Annotated in this window: 20 protein-coding genes and 1 pseudogene; 15 read left to right on the top strand and 6 right to left on the bottom strand. The window is 65.9% G+C overall.

The genetic code is table 11. The features are described 5' to 3' along the window. Positions 1–57: 57 nt before the first annotated feature. The 4 genes from ctaD to ACGFZ3_RS09855 are packed head-to-tail and all read left to right on the top strand — an operon-like array spanning position 58 to position 3,282. On the top strand, positions 58–1,668 hold the full coding sequence (gene ctaD / locus ACGFZ3_RS09870; protein WP_392919887.1) for a cytochrome c oxidase subunit I: 1,611 nt from the start codon (positions 58–60) through the stop codon (positions 1,666–1,668). Between the two features lie 8 nt (positions 1,669–1,676). Next, entirely contained in the window at positions 1,677–1,805 is a 129-nt protein-coding gene (locus ACGFZ3_RS09865) for a hypothetical protein (protein WP_392919957.1), read from the top strand. Then, positions 1,802–2,383, top strand: coding sequence for a cytochrome c oxidase assembly protein (locus ACGFZ3_RS09860; protein WP_392919884.1), 582 nt, complete (start codon positions 1,802–1,804; stop codon positions 2,381–2,383). The genes ACGFZ3_RS09865 and ACGFZ3_RS09860 overlap by 4 nt, the downstream gene beginning before the upstream one ends. Before the next feature lie 20 nt (positions 2,384–2,403). Further along, positions 2,404–3,282 carry a cytochrome c oxidase subunit 3 gene (locus ACGFZ3_RS09855; protein WP_392919882.1) on the top strand — a complete coding sequence of 293 codons (879 nt, stop codon included), beginning with the start codon at positions 2,404–2,406 and terminating at the stop codon, positions 3,280–3,282. A gap of 12 nt (positions 3,283–3,294) precedes the next feature. On the opposite strand, the gene ACGFZ3_RS09850 is transcribed toward ACGFZ3_RS09855, so the two are convergent. Continuing rightward, entirely contained in the window at positions 3,295–3,513 is a 219-nt protein-coding gene (locus ACGFZ3_RS09850; protein WP_068848753.1) for a twin transmembrane helix small protein, read from the bottom strand. Between the two features lie 57 nt (positions 3,514–3,570). Here ACGFZ3_RS09850 and ACGFZ3_RS09845 point away from each other — a divergent pair, with 57 nt between their 5' ends. The 6 genes and pseudogenes from ACGFZ3_RS09845 to ACGFZ3_RS09820 all read left to right on the top strand — a co-directional run bounded on the left by ACGFZ3_RS09845 (position 3,571) and on the right by ACGFZ3_RS09820 (position 9,117). Then, entirely contained in the window at positions 3,571–4,302 is a 732-nt protein-coding gene (locus tag ACGFZ3_RS09845; protein ID WP_392919879.1) for an SURF1 family protein, read from the top strand. Between the two features lie 13 nt (positions 4,303–4,315). Then, positions 4,316–4,891: a hypothetical protein gene (locus ACGFZ3_RS09840; protein WP_392919876.1), complete on the top strand. Its 576-nt coding sequence runs from the start codon at positions 4,316–4,318 to the stop codon at positions 4,889–4,891. A gap of 10 nt (positions 4,892–4,901) precedes the next feature. Continuing rightward, positions 4,902–6,059: pseudogene (locus ACGFZ3_RS09835) on the top strand (heme A synthase); the annotation flags it as partial. 149 nt (positions 6,060–6,208) lie between these two features. Then, on the top strand, positions 6,209–7,096 hold the full coding sequence (cyoE, locus tag ACGFZ3_RS09830) for a heme o synthase (RefSeq protein WP_392919873.1): 888 nt from the start codon (positions 6,209–6,211) through the stop codon (positions 7,094–7,096). Between the two features lie 111 nt (positions 7,097–7,207). After that, positions 7,208–7,639, top strand: coding sequence for a hypothetical protein (locus ACGFZ3_RS09825; protein ID WP_392919870.1), 432 nt, complete (start codon positions 7,208–7,210; stop codon positions 7,637–7,639). A gap of 737 nt (positions 7,640–8,376) precedes the next feature. Next, positions 8,377–9,117, top strand: coding sequence for a hypothetical protein (locus ACGFZ3_RS09820; protein ID WP_392919867.1), 741 nt, complete (start codon positions 8,377–8,379; stop codon positions 9,115–9,117). Between the two features lie 48 nt (positions 9,118–9,165). On the opposite strand, the gene ACGFZ3_RS09815 is transcribed toward ACGFZ3_RS09820, so the two are convergent. The 5 genes from ACGFZ3_RS09815 to rpsU form a co-directional block, all read right to left on the bottom strand. Further along, entirely contained in the window at positions 9,166–10,134 is a 969-nt protein-coding gene (locus ACGFZ3_RS09815) for a bile acid:sodium symporter family protein (protein ID WP_392919864.1), read from the bottom strand. Positions 10,135–10,177: 43 nt separating this feature from the next. After that, positions 10,178–11,902, bottom strand: coding sequence for a DNA primase (gene dnaG, locus ACGFZ3_RS09810; protein WP_392919861.1), 1,725 nt, complete (start codon positions 11,900–11,902; stop codon positions 10,178–10,180). 64 nt (positions 11,903–11,966) lie between these two features. Beyond that, on the bottom strand, positions 11,967–12,905 hold the full coding sequence (locus ACGFZ3_RS09805) for a YihY/virulence factor BrkB family protein (protein WP_392919858.1): 939 nt from the start codon (positions 12,903–12,905) through the stop codon (positions 11,967–11,969). Positions 12,906–13,067: 162 nt separating this feature from the next. Continuing rightward, complete coding sequence (locus ACGFZ3_RS09800) at positions 13,068–13,514, bottom strand: GatB/YqeY domain-containing protein (RefSeq protein WP_392919855.1); 447 nt, start codon at positions 13,512–13,514, stop codon at positions 13,068–13,070. Positions 13,515–13,629: 115 nt separating this feature from the next. Beyond that, on the bottom strand, positions 13,630–13,845 hold the full coding sequence (gene rpsU, locus ACGFZ3_RS09795; protein ID WP_002808376.1) for a 30S ribosomal protein S21: 216 nt from the start codon (positions 13,843–13,845) through the stop codon (positions 13,630–13,632). A gap of 167 nt (positions 13,846–14,012) precedes the next feature. Between rpsU and tsaD the strand changes: the two genes are divergently transcribed. The 5 genes from tsaD (at position 14,013) to ACGFZ3_RS09770 (ending at position 20,013) form a co-directional block, all read left to right on the top strand. After that, the gene (tsaD, locus tag ACGFZ3_RS09790; RefSeq protein WP_392919852.1) at positions 14,013–15,041 is read left to right on the top strand and encodes a tRNA (adenosine(37)-N6)-threonylcarbamoyltransferase complex transferase subunit TsaD; all 1,029 of its coding nucleotides are present in this window, start codon (positions 14,013–14,015) and stop codon (positions 15,039–15,041) included. Positions 15,042–15,324: 283 nt separating this feature from the next. Then, positions 15,325–15,678, top strand: a complete 354-nt coding sequence (gene folB, locus ACGFZ3_RS09785; protein WP_314104877.1) for a dihydroneopterin aldolase — start codon at positions 15,325–15,327, stop codon at positions 15,676–15,678. Positions 15,679–15,738: 60 nt separating this feature from the next. Beyond that, positions 15,739–17,001, top strand: coding sequence for a mechanosensitive ion channel family protein (locus ACGFZ3_RS09780; RefSeq protein ID WP_392919848.1), 1,263 nt, complete (start codon positions 15,739–15,741; stop codon positions 16,999–17,001). 82 nt (positions 17,002–17,083) lie between these two features. Continuing rightward, the gene (gene bglX / locus ACGFZ3_RS09775; protein ID WP_392919845.1) at positions 17,084–19,258 is read left to right on the top strand and encodes a beta-glucosidase BglX; all 2,175 of its coding nucleotides are present in this window, start codon (positions 17,084–17,086) and stop codon (positions 19,256–19,258) included. Between the two features lie 128 nt (positions 19,259–19,386). After that, complete coding sequence (locus ACGFZ3_RS09770; protein ID WP_392919842.1) at positions 19,387–20,013, top strand: hypothetical protein; 627 nt, start codon at positions 19,387–19,389, stop codon at positions 20,011–20,013. Positions 20,014–20,155 lie beyond the last annotated feature (142 nt).

The following is a 20,155-nucleotide window of genomic DNA, read 5'->3' as shown; positions in this document are numbered from 1 at the left end:
CGAACCGCGCGCACCGCACGGTGCGCGCTGATACCGAACCAACGAGGTGGTGTGGCGATGGCGCATTCCGCAGTTGATCACGACGGGCATCACGGGCATCAGCAGTCGTTCTTCGAACGTTGGTTCTTCTCGACCAACCACAAGGACATCGGCACGCTCTACCTGCTCTTCAGCTTCATCATGTTCATCATCGGCGCGGCGATGAGCGTGATCATCCGCGCCGAGCTGATGCAGCCAGGCCTGCAGTTCGTGAAGCCGGAAACCTTCAACCAGCTCACCACCGTGCACGCGCTGGTCATGATCTTCGGTGGCGTCATGCCGGCCTTCGTCGGCCTGGCCAACTGGATGATCCCGCTGCAGGTCGGCGCGCCTGACATGGCGCTGCCACGCATGAACAACTGGTCGTTCTGGCTGCTGCCGGTGGCCTTCAGCCTGCTCCTGCTCACCTTCCTGCTGCCCGGCGGCGCGCCGGCCGGTGGCTGGACGCTGTATCCGCCGCTGTCGCTGCAGGGCGGCTACAACGTGGCGTTCACCGTGTTCGCCATCCACGTGGCCGGCATCAGTTCGATCATGGGCGCGATCAACATCATCGCCACCGTGCTCAACATGCGCGCGCCGGGCATCGACCTGCTGAAGATGCCGATCTTCTGCTGGTCCTGGCTGATCACCGCATTCCTGCTGATTGCAGTGATGCCGGTGCTGGCCGGTGCGGTGACCATGCTGCTCACCGACAAGTTCTTCGGCACCAGCTTCTTCAACGCGGCCGGCGGTGGCGACCCGGTGATGTTCCAGCACATCTTCTGGTTCTTCGGCCACCCGGAGGTGTACATCATGATCCTGCCGGCGTTCGGCGTGGTCAGTGAAATCATTCCCACCTTCAGCCGCAAGCCGCTGTTCGGTTACCAGGCGATGGTCTACGCGATCGCCGCGATCGCCTTCCTGTCCTTCATCGTCTGGGCCCACCACATGTTCACCGTGGGCATGCCGCTGGGCGGCGAAATCTACTTCATGTTCGCCACCATGCTGATCTCCATCCCCACCGGGGTGAAGGTGTTCAACTGGGTGAGCACCATGTGGCGCGGTTCGCTCACCTTCGAAGCGCCCATGCTGTGGGCGGTGGCCTTCGTGATCCTGTTCACCATCGGGGGTTTCTCCGGCCTGATGCTGGCCATCGTGGTCGCCGACTTCCAGTACCACGACACCTACTTCGTGGTGGCGCACTTCCACTACGTGCTGGTGACCGGCGCGGTGTTCGCCCTGATCGGGGCGGTGTACTACTGGTGGCCGAAGTGGACCGGGCGCATGTACAGCGAATTCTGGGCCAAGGTGCACTTCTGGTGGTCCATTATTTTCGTGAACCTGCTGTTCTTCCCGCAGCACTTCCTGGGCCTGGCTGGCATGCCGCGCCGCATTCCCGATTACAGCGTGGCGTTCGCCGACTGGAACCTGATCAGCTCCATTGGCGCGTTCGGCATGTTCGTCACCCCCTTCATGATGGCCGCGATCCTGATCGCCTCGCTGCGCAACGGCGAAAAGGCCGCTGACCGCTCGTGGGAAGGTGCACGCGGGCTGGAATGGACGGTGCCGTCACCGGCGCCGGCACATACGTTCACCGTGCCGCCGACCATCCGCCCGGGCGATCTGGCCCATGACGACATCACCCATTGAGGTCCGCCATGCATGATGTCCATCAACAGGATCTGGCTGCCCGCCGCCAACGCGCACGGCGCACCGCGCTGTGGGTGGGCGGGGTGGCGATCCTGGTCTATGTCGGCTTCATCCTGAGCGGGGTGCTGGGCCGATGAGCGAGACCCGCCCCGCACCGCATGCCGGGCTGCCGCGCCTGATCGCGGTGGCCGTGGCGGTGTTCGTGCTCACCTTCTCGCTGGTGCCGCTGTACCGCATCGCCTGCGAAAAGGTGTTCGGGGTGCGGCTGGAGCGCGGCCCCGGTGCGTCGGCCATGGGCGCGCCCGGTGCGGCCAAGCGCACCGTGAGGGTGCAGTTCGATGGCGGCGTGAACTCCAAGCTGCCATGGGCCTTCCACCCCGAGCAGCTGACCATGGACGTGGTGCCCGGCGAGCTCAATGAAGCACTGTATTACGCACGCAACGACAGCGACCGTGCGCTGGTGGGGAGTGCGGTGCCGTCGGTGGCCCCGGCCAAGGCCTCGGGTTACTTCAGCAAGACCGAATGCTTCTGCTTCACGGCGCAGACCCTGGTGGCGGGCGAGAAGCGCGACATGCCGGTGCGTTTCATCGTCGACCCGGACCTGCCGGCCAACATCAAGACCATCACCCTGTCCTACACGTTCTACAAGAACGACGCGCTGTCGGCGCAGCTGGCGACGGCGACCCCGCCGGCCACCGCGCGCTCGGCACCCTGATACGTACCCGGATACCGATCATGGCCACCCAGCACAGCCCAGACGCCAACGTGTATTTCGTGCCCACCCACAGCAAGTGGCCTTTCATCGGCTCCATCGCGATGATGGTCACGATGGTGGGCGTGGCCAGCTGGCTCAACGACGCCGGCTGGGGCAAGTGGACCTTCTATGCCGGCATTGCCATGCTGGTACTGACCCTGTTCTGGTGGTTCAGCGACGTGGTACGCGAATCGCAGGCCGGGCACTACAACCACCAGGTCGACGGCTCGTTCCGGATGGGCATGGTGTGGTTCATCTTCTCCGAAGTGATGTTCTTCGGTGCCTTCTTCGGCGCGCTGTTCTACACCCGCAACCTGGGCCTGCCGTGGCTGGGCGGCGAGGGCGACGGGGTAATGACCAATGAACTGCTCTGGGATGGCTATTCGGCGGCGTGGCCGACCAACGGCCCGGGCGCCATCGGCGGCCACTTCCAGACCATTCCGGCCTGGGGCCTGCCGCTGATCAACACGCTGATCCTGCTCACCTCCGGTGTCACCCTCACCATCGCCCATCACGCGCTCAAGGCCGGGCACCGCCGGCAGCTGCTGGTGTGGCTGGGCATCACCGTGCTGCTGGGCGCGTTCTTCCTCACCCTGCAGGCCGAGGAGTACATCCACGCTTACAAGGAGCTCAACCTCACGTTGGGCTCGGGCATCTACGGATCAACGTTCTTCATGCTCACCGGCTTCCACGGTGCGCACGTGCTGCTCGGCACCATCATACTGATCGTGATGTGGCTGCGCTCGGCCAAGGGCCACTTCACCCGTGACAACCACTTCGGTTTCGAAGCTGCCGCGTGGTACTGGCACTTCGTCGACGTGGTGTGGCTGATGCTGTTCCTGTTCGTCTACGTGCTGTAGCGTCGGGCGGTATCAACCGCCCACGCCGTGGGGTTTGATCCAGCCGCTGTAAATGCCGATGGCCACCAGCACGATCAGCGCCACCGAGACTGCGATGCGGCGGGTGAGCGCATTGACCGTGCGTTTGGTCTGGCCACGGTCGACCAGCAGGTAATACAGCCCCGCGCCCAGATTCCAGACGATGACGATCAGAAACGCGATTACCAGCAGGGTCTTCAACGAATCATTCATGCGCGGCTCTAGGGCAGGGCGGGTACGCCTATCTGACCGCGTTTTGCCGGCGTTGTCATGATGCGCCAGCACACGCGCCTGATCGGCTGGGTCGCCGCCGTCCTGGTGATCCTCGCGTTCTGCCAGCTGGGCCTCTGGCAGCTGCAGCGCATGCATGAAAAACAGGCACTGCTGGACCAGCAGCTGCCCGCCCGTGCGCAGACCCTCAGCCTTGCCCGGGCGCAGGCCGCGCCGCCGCAGCTGCGCTGGGTGGAGGACCACGGCCGCTTCCTGCCCGGCACCCTGCTGCTGGACAACCAGACCCGTCAGGGCCGCGCCGGCATCAAGGTGTACCAGCCATTCCGCAGCGATGGCGGCGCGGTGGTGCTGGTTGACCTGGGGTGGCTGCCGATGCCCGGCGACCGCACCCTGCCGGGCATCGTGCCGCGTGACGGCGATGCCCACGTGGCTGGCCTGCTCGCGCCGCCGCCGGCCAGCGGCCTCGTGCTGGGCCCGGCCTTCACCGCCACCCCGCAACCGGGGGTGTGGCTGGCCAACCGCATGCCGCCCGATGAAGCAGCGATCACGCTGGCACTGCCCGCGGGCAGCCTGCACGGCCCGGTGCTGCGCCTGGACCCCGCGCTGCCCGGCGGCTATGCCCGGGACCTGGAGCTGCTGCCCAACACCCTGCCGCCCAGCCGCCACCTCGGCTACGCCGTGCAGTGGTTCGGCCTGGCCCTGACCGTACTGATCGTCGCCCTGGTCCTCGAATGGCGCCGGCGGCGCCCGGCACGCCCCCTCCTTCCATGAGAAAATCCCACGCATGAATGCCATCACCCCGGAACAGCTCAAGGCCCGCAATCGTGGCCGCTGGACCCTGGTAGCCCTGTTCGGCCTGTTCTTCGGGGTCATGGCGCTGGCCGGCGTGCTGCGCTTCGCCGGCTGGCAGCCGGCCGCCCACCGCAATACCGGCGAAGTGTTCGCCCCGGCGGTGGACGCGCGCGCGCTGCCGCCCACCCTGGCCAACGGCCAACCGTACCCGTGGAATCCCGATGCGCACGTCTGGCGCATCCTCGTTGCGCCGGCTCCGGGCTGTGCGGCCGAGTGCGTCACTTTGTCGCAGGGATTGGACAAGGTGTGGCAGCTGTTCGGCCATAGGGCCGATAATGTCGAAATCCTGTGGCTGGGTACGCCGCCGGCCGAGGTCCAGGGCTTTCCCGCCCTGCGCGTGCTGGCCCCCCAGCCGACCCTGCGTGCCGTGTTGCCCGCCGTGGATGACGCCGCCGGCACGCCTGTGTATGTCATCGACCCGAACGGGTTTGTGATCATGCGGTATGCGCCGGGATTCGAATTGGCCGGTCTGCGCAAGGACATGGCCACGCTGTTGAAACTGAAGTGAGTTCCGTTTGATGAACCCCACCGCGCGTCCGGCGCTGCATCGCAACTTCCACCGTCTGGCGTGGTTCGCCCTGATCATGACGGCCAGCACGATCATGTTCGGTTCGTTCGTGCGGCTGTCCGATGCTGGCCTGAGCTGCCCGGATTGGCCGACCTGCTATGGACGCGTGACCTGGCCGCAGCATGCGCAGGAAGTGATCGGCCACGAAGCGGCCAAGATCCGCCCGCTGGAAACGCACAAGGCGTGGCGCGAGCAGGTGCACCGTTTCCTGGCCGGCGCGCTGGGCATCGAGATCCTCACCCTGGCGCTGCTGGCCACGCGCCGCCGGCGCTGGGGCACCACCGCCGTGGTCGCCGCGTGCGTGCTGGTGGCCACCGGCATACCGCTGTACATGATGGGCATGCACGCAGTGGCGAGCATCCTGGCCATCACCGGCGAAGTGATCCTGCTGATCGCCGCGTTGCGCTGGAACAACATCGACCTCTCACGCGCGGCGTTGCTGACGCTGGCGGTGGTGATCTTCCAGGCACTGCTGGGCATGTGGACGGTCACCCTGTTGCTCAAGCCCATCGTGGTGATGGGCCACCTGCTCGGCGGCATGCTGATGTTCGGGCTGCTGGTGTGGATGGCCTGGCGCGCCACGCACATGCCGATCACCCTGGTGCAGGCGCCGAAGCTGAAGTGGCTGCTGCGCATCGGCGTGGCCGTGCTGGTGATGCAGATCGCCCTCGGCGGCTGGGTGAGCGCCAACTACGCCGCGCTGGCCTGCGGCGGCGGCAGTGCCTCGCTGGATAATTTCCCGCGCTGCGTGAGCCAGTGGTGGCCGCAGCACGACTTCAAGGAAGGCTTCACGCTGTGGCGTGGGATCGGCGTGGATTACGAAGGGGGCGTGCTCGATGGCGCCTCGCGTATCGCCATCCAGATGGCGCACCGGATGTTTGCCGTCGTCGTGGCCGTGTACCTGCTGTGGCTGGCGGTGCGCCTGTTCCGGCTGCCGAGCATGCGTGGCTGGGCCAGCGCGCTGGGGCTGCTGGTGGTGCTGCAGATCACCCTGGGCATCCTGAACGTGAAGCTGGCGGTGCCGCTGGAAGTGGCGGTGGCGCACAGCGGCGGCGCGGTCGCGCTGCTGTTCGTGCTGGTCACGCTGCTGGCGCGCCTGCGCGCACCCTCCGACGTAGTCGATGAAAGTGCAGGAACAGAGCCCCCGAAGTTCGGGGGCGGCGCCGAAGGCGCGGGGGCGTGGAAGAATGCCCCTCATGGTCGCGATTCGCGCAGCGAATCGCGGGAGCTCCAGCGCGAAGCAGCTGGAGCGACACCATGAGCGTTCGGCAGTATTGGGATCTGACCAAGCCGAAGGTGGTGGCCCTGATCGTGTTCACCGCGCTGGTGGGCATGTTCCTGGCCATACCCGCGTTGCCCACTGCCGAGCAGGCCGTGCGCGGCGCGCTCGGGTTCCTCGGCATCTGGCTGGCAGCCTCGGCTGCGGCCGCCATCAACCAGCTGCTGGACGCACAGATCGACGCGCAGATGGCGCGCACCTCGTGGCGGCCGCTGGTGGTGGGCAAGGTGAAGCCGTGGCAGGTGCTGGTGTTTGCCGGCGCGCTGATCGTGCTGTCGATGACCATCCTGGTGGTGTGGGTCAACGTCATCACCGCCGTGCTGACCTTCGCCTCGCTGATCGGCTATGCGGTCATCTACACGGTGTACCTCAAGCGCGCGACCTCGCAGAACATCGTGATCGGCGGCCTCGCCGGTGCCACCCCGCCATTGCTGGGCTGGGCCGCCATCACCGGCATGCAGGGCCCGATGGACTGGGCCTACGCCTCGCTGCTGGTGCTGATCATCTTCATCTGGACCCCGCCGCACTTCTGGGCGCTGGCGATCTTCCGTCGCGAGGATTACGCCAAGGCCAAGATCCCGATGCTGCCGGTGACCCACGGCGTGGCCTACACCCGCAAGTCGATCATGGCGTACTCCATCGCCCTGGCCATCGTCAGCATCCTGCCCGCCGCGGTGGGCATGAGCGGCCTGTTCTACCTGGGCGGCGCGGTGGTGCTCAATGCCGTGTTCCTCTGGTACGCCTGGCGCATGCTCAACCCGCCGGACGAGCTGTTCTCGATGAAGATGTTCGGCTACTCCATCGTCTACCTCATGGCGCTGTTCGCGTTCCTGATGGTGGACCACTGGATGCTGCCGTTCCTGTGATCGAACAGCCGCCGGGCAGAGCCCGGCGCTACCGCACACGCGTGGGGTTGAATCCGAAGATCGTGTCGCCATTGCTTTCATGACCCCAACAGGACGTGACGGTATGAAGCGATGGCTCTGGGGGCGCAGGGTCGCGATATCGCCGTAGCGGGCTACGACATTGAAATCGGCGCGTACGACAGCGACGTGGATCGCGACGCGGAGATGGCCACCCATGTGCGCCAACAGTTCAACGCCCTGCCCAGCGCGGCGCGGATGCTGGTACTGACAGGCAACGTGCATGCAATGCGCCACCCGTTCGAAGATGCGCCCCCGGAAATGCAGCATCGCACCATGGCGGCTTTCCTTCTGGACCTGCCGCTGTACAGCGTGCGCGTGGAAGCACTGCGTGGGCACACCTGGCATTGCATGAGCCCCCGCCCCGCGATGCCGCTGCTTGAGCGGCCAGCACGCGCTCCGGTTGCCGACACGGACCCGGATCGCTCGTATGACGTATGGGTGTACTTGTCGGCGCTGAGCGTAGGCACGTTGACCGACCGCTGACGCCGGTCGGAGCGGAACCCGGTGGGCTGGGACGGCTTTGGTAGGGTCGCTTCCCAAACGACCGCCCGGAGCAACGATCACCGCGATGGCGGCATGACCCTGGCCGACGCCACGTCGCAAAGCGAAGGTCCGATGATTGTCATGCCCACCATCGGCCGATCACCGCTATCGGCAGTCGTTTGGGAAGCGACCCTACCGCGCGTCGCTATCGTCCCGAAGGTGCGGTCAGACAACGCCGCGCCACCTTGTACTCCTCGACTCAACTGCTTGAAGCAGGATTGATGTCTCACTTCCTCGCGTGTCTTGTGGCCTATACAGAGCTCGCGAGTTGAGTCGCATACACATGAGGAGAAACGGATGCATCCAACAAGGATTCTCGGATTGAGTCTTCTCACAGTGAGCGCGTTTTACAGCGCGGCCGTCCACGCCGAAGTAAAAGCGCTCAGCCGTGCCAACTGTCTAGGCTTCGTCAACGAATCGATTACCTACGACCGCCCTCTCTTCAGAAGAATTCAGGGGTCAGCGGCAAGCAAGCATGTTCCCCAAGGCAACATCTACCCGAAGCACAACCTAGGGGCGCCAAACAATGGTGGCTTCGCATGGCGGTTCAGGGCAGGTGACCAGTCTGATCCTGAACGAATGCTGGTACGGGGGTACCACACGTGAATTCCTGACCGACTTCCCTACGTACGGCACACCGCTGTCGTCGACTGTGCGCTCACTGAATGGTAATCACGATGAAACTGAAATTAGCAGTCACGTTGCTCACCATGGTCCTCCCGATGGGGTCAATACACGCATCATCGGAGCAAGCCGACGCCGTTGGCCAATGGTTGAGCGATCGCGCGATGCGGGCAGCCGAGAAGGATGACGCACAAGGCGCAGCACGAAGCCTTGAAGAAGGCGTCTATCGCCTGATCCCATTGGCCGAACTGGATGCTCCCGAGCCAGTCAAGGAGTACTTTCGCGAGCAGTTCCAACGCAGTCGCTCGGGCGTGGTACGGGTGCCGAAGGGCACTATTCCATCCCAACAGGCGCTCATCAGGGCACTGCCGAAGGTATGGCGACCCGATGCGATCCTGCGTCAGCGGCTGCCGAATCCTCCAAGCGATCTGCAGAGAACGCCGCTGGGCGCTGCGGAAACGATCGGCATGGAGCCAACAGGTGCAATTGAAGGGCTGAAATCCTCTGGGCTGTCCCGTTTCTATCGCTTCAAAGACGTAGGTATCGTGGAGTTAAATGAAGAGAATTTCCGCGTTCCCGGAGGCGTGATTGAAGCCTTCGTTGAAGCACAGAATGCCGTGATCAACGGCACACCGGGGCAAATCGAGATGGAGGTTGATGGTCAGGGCCGCGGCCGAGTGGCATTGGTGAGGGCCGGGAAGGACAAAGTCTACAAATTGATCGCCACAGGTGACGACAAGGTGGAACGTAAGGCCGAGATGTTGAAGGAGATTGCGGAATCTGTTTTAGATTGAACCTATGCAGGGCCGTCCCAGGGCGGCCCTGCACGTGCATCCCGTATCTCAAGAGTCGCGTGCATACCGCTGTGCAATTACTGCGCAGACGATCAGCTGGATCTGGTGGTAGATCATGATCGGCAGCACGATGGCGCCCAGGCTGCCGCCGGCGAACAGCACCTTGGCCATCGGTACGCCGGTGGCCAGGCTCTTCTTGGACCCGCAGAACAGGATGGTGATGCGGTCTTCGCGGTTGAAGCCCAGCCGCCGTGACAGGAAGGCAATCGTCGGCATGGCGATGCCCAGCAGCACCGCAGCTACCACTGCCACGGTGAGCAGTGACAGCAGCGGGGTCTTGCTCCACAGCCCTTCGTTCACCGCTTCACCGAACGCCGAATACACCACCAGCAGGATGGTGCCCTGGTCGGTGTAGCGCAGCAGCGCGCGCTGCCGCTCTACCCAGCGGGCGATCCACGGACGCAGCAGATGGCCCGCCACGAACGGCACCAGCAGCTGCAGCATGATGCTCAGGATGGCCTGGCCGGGGTTGTGCATGCCGCCCGCGGTACCGGCCAACAGGGCCAACAGCAGTGGAGTCAGGAACACGCCCAGGATGCTGGACAGCGAGGCGCTGACCACTGCCGCGGGCACGTTGCCACGCGCCAGCGAGGTGAACGCGATCGAGGACTGCACCGTGGACGGCAGCGCGCACAGGAACAGCACGCCGATGTACAGCTCCGGGGTGAGCAGCCAGCCATCCAACGGCTTGAACGCCAGCCCGAACAGCGGGAACAGCACGAACGTGCAGGCCAGGATGGTCAGGTGCAGGCGCCAGTGCAGCAGCCCGGCCATGATCGATTCGCGCGGCAGGCGTGCGCCGTGCAGGAAGAACAGCGCAGCGATGGCCACGTCGGTGACATCGTCCAGCACCATGGCCGCAGGACCGTGCATGGGCAGGAACGATGCCAGCAGCACGGTGCCGAGCAGGGCGAGGGTGAAGTTGTCAGGTCGCAGGCGCGACCACCAGCGGGTCATGGTGGGCAGGCTCCTGTAGAGCAGGGGGGAGGGGCGTGATCGGTCAACGCAGCGTGGCGCGCGCCTTCAACAGCTCGCGCAGTTCGTACTTGTCAGTATCGTCCAGACCCTGCTGCCGCTGCTTTGCCTGAAGCTCCTCAAGACGTTGCAGCAACAGCTGTTTTTCCAGCTGCGCCACCGCATCGTGCAGTTCCTGGTTCCACATCGCCTCATCGCCGGGCAGGGTCTGCGCGGCCAGCTTGTGCAGCGATTCCTGCTCTTCGCGGCCTTCGAAATGCTCCAGCAGCGCGCCGGTGCTGATGTCCGGGCGCTGTTCCACCAGGGTCAGCAGCTCGATCAGCAGCTCCACGCCGGGCAGGCGCAGGCCGCTGAAGTGGTGGCCTTCCAGCGTCATCGCCAGCGATGGCTGCTGCAGCAGGATGGCAATGGCCGCGCGTACCAGGCTGCGCCGCTGCGCGGGAGCCACGGCGCGTGCAGGCGGGCGTGACACTGGCGCTGCGGGCGGTTTGGCGCCCAGCCCGGTCAACGTGGCCAGCTGCTGCTTCATCAGGTCGCCGAAGGCGCCATCGGGAATCTGCGCCAGCATGGGCCGCGCGCGCTCGGCCAGGCGTGCCTTGCCGTCCAGCGTGGCCATGTTGACCTCGCGGGTGAGCTCGTCGAAGAAGAACTGCGACAACGGCGTGGCCTGCTTGAGGCGCTCGTCGAAGCCGTCCTTGCCTTCCTTGCGCACGATGGTGTCCGGGTCTTCGCCATCAGGCAGGAACAGGAAGAACGCCTGTCGCCCATCCTTCATGCGCGGCAGCACCGACTCCAGCGCGCGCCAGCCGGCGCGGCGGCCGGCGGCGTCGCCGTCGAAGCAGAAGAACACGTCCGGCGCGTTGCGGAACAGCAGCTCGGCATGGTCCGGCGTGGTCGCCGTGCCCAGCGTGGCCACCGCCTGGGTGACCCCGAACTGGAACAGCGACACCACGTCCATGTAGCCTTCCACCACGATCAGCCGTTCGATCTTCTGGTTGGCCTGGCGCACCTGCCACAGGCCGTACAGCTCGCGGCCCTTGTGGAACAGCGCGGTTTCCGGCGAATTGAGGTACTTCGGGCCGTCGTCCTTCTCCAGCACCCGCCCGCCAAAGGCGATCACGCGCCCGCGCCGGTCGAAGATCGGGAACATCACCCGGTCGCGGAACTTGTCGTAGACATGGCCGCGGTCGTTCTTGGAAAACAGCCCGGCGCGGTCAAGCAGCTTCATGCGCCGCTCGTCCTTGCCCAGTGCATCCTTCAACGCGCTGTACCCATCGGGCGCGTAGCCGATCGCAAATCGCGTGCGGTTTTCCTCGTCGACGCCGCGCCGGTCCAGGTAGGCACGTGCGGTGTCGCTGCCCTCCAGCGACTTCTGGAAGAACCGCGTGGCCGCATCCAGCGCCGCGTACAGCTCGCGGCTGTCGTCCTGCTGCTGGGCGGTGCGCGGCTGGGTATCGCGCGGTACTTCCATGCCCACGCGCTTGGCCAGCTCATCGACCGCGTCGAGGAACTCCAGGCGGTCGTAGTTCATCAGGAAGCTGATCGCGGTGCCGTGCGCGCCGCAGCCGAAGCAGTGGTAGAACTGCTTGGTGGGTGAGACCGTGAAAGAAGCCGAACGCTCGTCATGGAACGGGCAGCGCGCCGAATATTCCTTGCCCTGGCGCTTCAACGGCACGCGGCTGCCCACCACTTCGACGATGTCGGAGCGGGCCAGCAGGTCGTCGATGAATGCGTCGGGGATACGGGCCATGGGCAGCAGCAGGGGGCAGGGCCGGTAACGGCCACGCACGGAAGCGGGGGACCCCGCTAGTCTACTAGCTGGCGGTGCCTTCGCCCGGTTTCGGCGGCACGATGCCGGCCTCGGCCAGGTGGACCCGGGCACGCAGGCGCTCATCGATCACCGCGGTCATCAGCGCGCCCACGAAGAACACCACCGTGGCGTAGTAGATCCACACCAGCGAGATCACCAGCGCGCCCATAGAGCCATAGGCACTGCCCGGTGCCACCGTGGCGATGTACAGCCCGATGCCGTAGCGGCCCAGCGCGAACAGGGCCGAGGTGATCACCCCGCCAATGAATGCCTGCCGCCACGCCACGCGGCGATCGGGCAGGTAGTGGTACAGGAAGGCAAAGCCCACCGTGTACAGCAACAGACTGGTCAGGTAGCCCACCGCCGGCAGTACCGAGGGCAGCTGTGCGAACGCCACCTGCAGCATGGTGGTGGCGGTCATCGACAGGATCAGCAGGAAGCCCAGTGCCAGCACCACGCCAAAGGAAAACACGCGCTTGCGCAGCCACGCCACGATGCCATCCAGGCGTTCGCCGCTGGTATTGAAGATCAGGTTGAGCGCGTTCTGCAGCTGGGCGAACACCGCCGTGGCGCCGATGAACAGCAGCAGCGTGCTCCACATCCCGGCCAGCGAGCCCATCGAAGGCTGGTTGTCGGCGTTCTTGAGCACGGTATCGGCCACCGTGGCCGCGCTGCTGCCGGCGACATCGTTGATCTGTCCGATCAGCGCCTGCTGTGCGGGCGGATACAGCGAGGCGGTCAGCCACAGCAGCAGTACCAGCAACGGCGCCATCGAGAGCAGCGCATAGAAGGACACCGACGCGGCCTGGGTCAGCACGTCCACATCGACGAAGCGTTTGCCCACGGCGACCGGGAAGCTGCGTTCAAGCCGGTCCACGTACTTGCGCAGGCGGAGTGGAACGCGGGAGGGCTCGGGCGCGGGGGAAGGTGGCAGCGAAGACATGCCTGGATTTCTAGCAGGCCCGGTTCGAAGACCGGGTGAAACATGCACCGACCAACGGTCGGTGCCTACCGCATGGTGCGAAGCCGCCCGAGGACGACACCGGCCGCGGGGGCCGTGACGCCACCCGGTAGGACACGACCGTTGGTCGTGTCCCTCTCAAACTCAACCGGCGAAGTGCGCCTTCACCAGCTTGGACACCAGGCCCATGTCGGCCTGGCCGGCCAGCTTCGGCTTCAGCGCGCCCATCAGCTTGCCCATGTCGGCAGCACTGGCGGCGCCGGTTTCGGCGATGGCGGCCTGGATCGCAGCCACGATCTCGGCTTCGCCCATCTTGGCCGGCAGGTAGGTGTCGATCACCGCCAGCTCGTCACGCTCGATCTGGGCCAGGTCTTCACGGTTGGCCGCTTCGTACTGGCTGACCGAGTCCTTGCGCTGCTTGACCATCTTGTCCAGCACGGCGATGACGGCGGCATCGTCCAGCTCGATGCGCTCATCCACTTCACGCTGCTTGATGGCGGCGTTGATCAGGCGGATCACGCCCAGCTTGTGCTTTTCGCCCGCCTTCATGGCGGCCTTCATGTCTTCGGTGAGCTGCAGCTTCAGGCTCATGGAACACCTCGTATCGGTGAAAAGGGTGGAAACGCAAAAAGCCGGTAACGCTCGCGCGTTCCGGCTTCGGCTCCGCCGCGACAGGACCAGCCTGCCGCATCGAAGTTGCGTCCGATCAGTACAGGCGCTGACGCTTGGTGACGTCGCGCGACGAGCGGCGCAGCTGACGCTTCACAGCAGCAGCAGCCTTACGCTTGCGCTCCTGGGTCGGCTTTTCGTAGAACTCGCGCTTGCGGGTTTCGGCCAGCACGCCGGCCTTTTCGCAGGTGCGCTTGAAGCGACGGAGCGCAAACTCGAAGGGCTCGTTCTCGCGGACTTTAACGCTGGGCATGGAATCTCCGGGACACAGTAGAACCGGGTCACGCCCGGTGAGAGCCGCACATTATAGCGGCGAGAAAAGAAGTTGCAACCCACCCCGGCAAAGATCCTGGCCTGGGGTAGTGAAGGGCACGTCGGCGGTACGTCTGCCAAGGCCTCAAGAGGTCCATAATACCCGTTATGCGAGTCCTTGGTATCGAATCTTCCTGCGATGAGACCGGCGTAGCGGTGTATGACACCGCCGTGGCCGGCCCGGACGCCCTGCGCGCCCATGCCGTCTACAGCCAGATCGCCCTTCACGCCGAATACGGCGGAGTGGTGCCCGAACTGGCCAGCCGCGACCACGTGCGCAAGCTGCTCCCCCTGATCCGCCAGACCCTGGCCGAGGCCGGGTTGGGCGTGGGCGACATCGACGGGGTGGCCTATACGGCCGGCCCGGGGCTGGTCGGCGCCCTGCTGGTGGGTGCGGGCGTGGCCCGATCGCTGGCCTGGGCGCTGGAGGTGCCTGCGGTGGGTGTCCACCATATGGAAGGGCACCTGCTGGCCCCGCTGATGGAGGACGACCCGCCGGAGCCGCCATTCGTGGCCCTGCTGGTGTCCGGCGGGCATACCCAGCTGGTGGCGGTGGACCGGATTGGCCAGTACCGCCTGCTCGGCGAGACCCTGGACGACGCCGCCGGCGAGGCCTTCGACAAGACCGCCAAGCTGATGGGCCTGCCGTACCCGGGCGGCCCACAGCTGGCAGCCCTCGCCGAAAAGGGCACCCCGGGCAGGTTCAAGTTCACCCGCCCGATGACCGACCGGCCCGGGCTGGATTTCAGCTTCTCCGGCCTGAAGACCCAGGTGCTGCTGGCCTGGCGCGACAGCGACCAGAGCGAGCAGACCCGCGCCGACATCGCGCGCGGCTTTGAAGATGCCGTGGTCGAAACCCTGGCCATCAAATGCGAGCGCGCGCTGGATGCGGCCGGTACCGACGTGATCGTCGTGGCCGGTGGCGTGGGCGCCAACAAGCGCCTGCGGGCCAAGCTGCAGCAGATGGCCGAACGCCGTGGTGGCCGCGCCTGCTTCCCGCGCCCTTCGCTGTGCACCGACAACGGCGCCATGATCGCCTTCGCCGGCGCGCTGCGTCTGCAGGCCGGCCAGCACAACCCGCCGCAGGTGCAGGTCACCCCGCGCTGGGACATGGCGACGCTGCCGGCGGTGCAGTAGTCAGCGTCAGACTGGTCGATTCCGCAGCAGTGGCCTCACCCTATCGTGTCCGGCCATCCATGCCGCTGCGCGCGGGCAGCGCAGCTTCACTATTCAACAATGGGTGACGGCGTAGTGCCGCCCACGTAATTTCTGCCTCACGCGCCAGCGGGACTCGCGGATGGGTATCCCATCTCCACCTGGGGACAAGAGGTATTTCACACCGGGCGCCGTCAGGCACCGGTTCGAGGCACGTTCGGGGCCGTCCCGTTACCATGGTTGCCATCTTCTACGTGGCACTCCTATGGACAAGGTATTCATCGAAGGGCTTGAGATCGATGCCCTGATCGGGATCTACGACTGGGAACGGCGAATCCGCCAGACCCTGCGCTTCGATCTGGAAATGGGTTTTGACAACCGTAAGCCGGCGGCCAGCGACGACATCGCCGACACCCTGAACTACAAGGCCGTCAGCAAGCGCATCGAGCAGTTCGTGCGCGAATCCGACTTCGGCCTGGTCGAAACCCTGGCCGAGCGCATCGCCGAGATCGTGCTGCGCGAATTCAACGTGCAGTGGCTGCGCCTGAAGCTGAGCAAGCCCGGCGCCGTGCGCGGCGCCAAAGCGGTAGGCGTGATCATCGAACGCAGCGCCGCCTGAAGCTGCCCCGGTAGCGCCGGCCGTTGGCCGGCCCTGGCAGTAATGAGAGACCCCCAAGAAATGACAGATGCAGTAATCGCCGTGCAATGGCTGGAAGGCCTGCAGCAAACCCTCGAACCCTGGCCCTGGGCCTACACCACCATCGTCCTGTGCGCGCTGGCGCTGGCCGCCTGGCTGGCCAACTTCGTCACCAAGCGCATCCTGCTGCGCGGCCTGCGCCGACTGGTGCGCCGCCTGCCCGGTACCGAAGGCGGCAGCAACCTGCGGGTGATCTCGCGCCTGTCCAACGTGGTGCCCAGCATGGTCATCGCCGCCGGCATCCGCATCGTGCCGGACCTGCCGCCGCAGCTGGTGTCGGGCGTGATCAGCGCCTGCCAGGCATGGGCGGTGCTGACCGTGGCGCTGGCGGTTTCGCATGCGCTGGATGCGGCCAACGAGCTGTACGAACGCCGCCCCGATGCCCGCAGCAAGCCGATCAAGGGCTACCTGCAGGTAGTGAAGATCGTGGTGTTCGTCGTGGCCGGTTTGTCCATCATCGCCACCCTGTTGGGGGTGAAGCTGGGTCCGATGGTGGCCGGCCTGGGCGCCGCCACCGCCGTGCTGATGCTGATCTTCCAGGACACCATTCTGTCGCTGGTGGCCAGCGTGCAGATCAGCGGCGATGGCCGCGTGCGGCTCGGCGACTGGATCGAGATGCCCAGCCAGAACGCCGATGGCGATGTGATCGATATCGCCCTGCACACCATCACCGTGCAGAACTTCGATAAGACCATCACCACCATCCCGACCAAGAAGCTGGTCACCGAGTCGTTCAAGAACTGGCGCGGCATGCAGGAAGCAGGCGGCCGCCGGATCAAGCGCGCGTTGTACCTGGACCAGCACAGCGTGGCGTTCCTGGACGCGGCGGCGCTGCAGCGGCTGGAGCAGTTCGCGGTGCTGGGCGACTACCTGCGTGAAAAGCAGGCCGAGCTCACCGAATGGAACACCCAGCTGGAGGCGAAGGGCGTTGCTGCGGTGAACGCGCGCCGGGTCACCAATCTGGGCACCTTCCGTGCCTACGTGGAGCGCTACCTGCACCAGCACCCTGGCATCCATACGGATATGACGTTGCTGGTACGGCAACTGCAACCCACCACCGAAGGCTTGCCGCTGGAGGTGTACTGCTTTACCCGGACCACCGCCTGGGCCAGCTACGAGGGCATCCAGTCGGATGTGTTCGACCACCTGCTGGCGATCCTGCCGGCGTTTGGGCTGCGCGTGTTCCAGGCCTCCAGCGATGCCATGTTGATGGCCACACAGCAGCAGCGGCCCGCCGCAGAGTAAGCTCCTCAGCCCCGCGCTTTGCTTTGCTGGCGGCGGGAACGCTAGAATCTCGGCCTTGTAAACGTTTTCATAAGGATAGCCGGTGGCCTCCGATCGCATCGAAACACTCATTGCCCAGATGACCGTCGAAGAAAAGGTCGGCCAGCTGGGTGTGTTCGCGGACATGGTTCGGCCGTTCGCGCCGGACGTGAACCCCGAAGCCAATGTCAGCAATGCCGACCAGGTGCTGCAGCAGGTGCGCGAAGGCAAGGTGGGCTCGCTGTTCAACGGCGTGGGCGTCGAAGCGGGCCGCCGCATCCAGCAGGTTGCCCTGGAGGAAAGCCGCCTGGGCATTCCGGTGATCCTCGCCGCCGACGTCATCCACGGCATGCGCACCGTGTTCCCGATCCCGCTGGGCGAAGCGGCCAGCTTCGAACCGGACCTGGCCGAACGCACCGCGCGCGCGACGGCCGTCGAAGCCACCGCGGCGGGCCTGCACTGGACCTACGCACCGGCGGTGGACATCGCCCGCGACCAGCGCTGGGGCCGCGGTGCCGAAGGCGCCGGGGAAGACGTGGTGCTGGGCTGTGCGTTCGCCGCCGCCCGCGTGCGCGGCTTCCAGGGCCCGGACCTGCGCGCCGCCGACGCGCTGCTGTCCACCCCGAAGCACTTCGCCGCCTACGGCGCGGTGATGGCCGGCATGGAATACAACATGGTGGACATCTCGCCGCAGACCCTGCGCGACGTGCACCTGCCGCCGTTCAAGGCCGCGTTCGACGCCGGCGCGATCACCGTGATGTCCTCTTTCAACGACATCAACGGCGTGCCCGCCAGCGCCAACGCCGAACTGCTTACCGACATCCTGCGCGGTGAATGGCAGTTCCCCGGCGTGGTGATCTCCGATTACACCGCCGACATGGAACTGGTCGCGCACGGTTATGCCGCCGACGACCGCGATGCCACCGCCAAGGCGTTCACCGCTGGCCTGGACCTGAGCATGCAGAGCGGCTTCTATGCCGAACACCTGCCGGGCCTGATCGACAGCGGCGAGGTGCCGATGGCCACGCTGGATGAATCGGTGCGCCGCATCCTCAATCTGAAGGAAGCGATCGGCCTGTTCGACAATCCCTACCGTTCGCTGGATCCGGTGCGCGAAGCCGATACCTCGTACATCGCTGCGCACGATGAACTTTCGCGCGATGCCGCGCGCCGTTCCATCGTCCTGCTGAAAAACGAGGGCAACGTGCTGCCGCTGCGCAAGGCCGGGCAGAAGATCGCCCTGATCGGACCGTTCGTGCAGGACCGTGACAACATCGAAGGCTGCTGGACGCTGTTTGGCGACAAGGACCGCTACGTCACCCTGGAAGCTGGCGTGCGCGCGGCGATCAGCGATGAAAGCCTGCTGGAGGTCGTGCCCGGCTGCGACCTGGAAGCGGCCGTGCAGGACGGCATCGAACAGGCCGTGGCTGCGGCGCTGCGTGCGGACGTGGTGGTGCTGGCGCTGGGCGAGCCGCAGCGCTACAGCGGCGAAGCGCAGTCGCGGGTGGAAATCACCCTGCCGGCGCCGCAGCAGGCGCTGGCCGAGGCGGTGGCGATGACCGGCAAGCCGCTGGTGGTGCTGCTGCGCAATGGTCGCGCACTGGCCCTGCAGGGGGCGGTGCGCAATGCGCAGGCTGTGGCCGTCACCTGGTATCTGGGCACGCAGACCGGCCCGGCCGTGGCCGATGTGCTGTTCGGCGATTACAACCCGTCCGGCCGCCTGCCGGTGAGCTTCCCGCAGGTATCGGGGCAGCAGCCGTTCTTCTACAACCACCCGCGCACCGGCCGCCCGGAACTGCCGACCATGTCGGAGTTCAAGGCGCGCTGGCGCGAGATTCCCAACGCGGCGCTGTATCCGTTCGGGCACGGCATCGGCTACACCAGCTTCGGTTATGGCGTGCCGCAGCTGAGCAGCGCACAGCTGGGCTGGGATGACACGCTGGAGATCACCACCACGCTCACCAACACCGGCGCGGTGGCGGGTGAGGAAGTGGTCCAGCTGTACATCCACGACCGTGTCGCCAGCCGCGTGCGGCCGGTGCGCGAGCTGAAGGATTTCCGCAAGGTAGCGTTGCAGCCGGGCGAGAGCACGGAGGTGCGCTTCACGCTGGATCGTCATGCGCTGGGCTTCACCGGGCGTGATGGCGTGTTCGGTGCGGAGCCGGGCCAGTTCGACGTGTGGGTGTGTGCGTCGTCTGCTGCCGGTGAGCCGGTGCTCTTCGAGCTGCTGGCCAAGTGACGTGGCGCCGGGCCCTGCCCGGCGGACCATCACCGCGCGGTTGCCAGGCAGGGCCTGGCACTACCGTCATCGGTATTCCACGCGCTTCCGGCTACGCTCGCATCTTCGCGATACCGACGGAGCCGTGCATGCGCCTGATCAAGATCCTGCTTCCCACGTTGATGCTGGCTGCCTGCAGCCAGCCCACGCCGCCGGCCAATGAGGCGGCGGCGCCCTCGACCTCGCCGCCGGCCACCACGCCCACCGCCGCAGAGGATGCGCCGCAGGCCGGGTTGTCACCGGATGCGGTGGAACCGAGCACGGCAGCCACGCCGGATACCGCACCGCCGGTGGCGGGGACCGATTCGGCGGCTACGCCCGCTGCGGATGCATCTGCCGAAGCCGAGGGTGGCGCACGCGAGCGCATCACCAAGCTGCTGGGGGATGCGGCTCCCTACGAAAGCGTGTTCAACGAACTGCAGCATGGCGTGGCCGCAGGTGACCGCGCGGCCGTCGCCGGGCTGATGCGGTACCCCGTGCGGGTCACCATCGGTGGCAAGAACCAGAAGGTGGCTGATGCTGCCGCCTTCCAGCGCGACTACGACAAGATCGTGACCCCGGCGCTGGCGAAGCTGATTGCCGAGCAGAAGTTCGACACGCTGTTCGTCAACTGGCAGGGCGTGATGCTGGGCCAGGGCGAGGTGTGGATCAACGGCACCTGCCTGGACAAGGAATGCACCAAGAGCGACGTCAAGGTCAACAATATCGGGCAATGACGCATGCCTTCGTTGGAGGTCATGCGTTACCGGATGTTGATGGCGCAGCGGCAGTCGTTTGGGAACCGACCCTACCCCCAGCGCCGCCGAACCGCCGACCGGGCCGGTTGGGCCGGTCGGGACTGCGCGCTGGTAGGGTCGC

The sequence above is a fragment of the Stenotrophomonas sp. NPDC047960 genome (assembly GCF_043204395.1).
In the GTDB taxonomy this organism is placed as follows: Bacteria; Pseudomonadota; Gammaproteobacteria; order Xanthomonadales; family Xanthomonadaceae; genus Stenotrophomonas.
The sequence above is the reverse complement of the archived record's forward strand: the minus strand, read 5'-3'. Positions and strand labels throughout refer to the sequence as shown.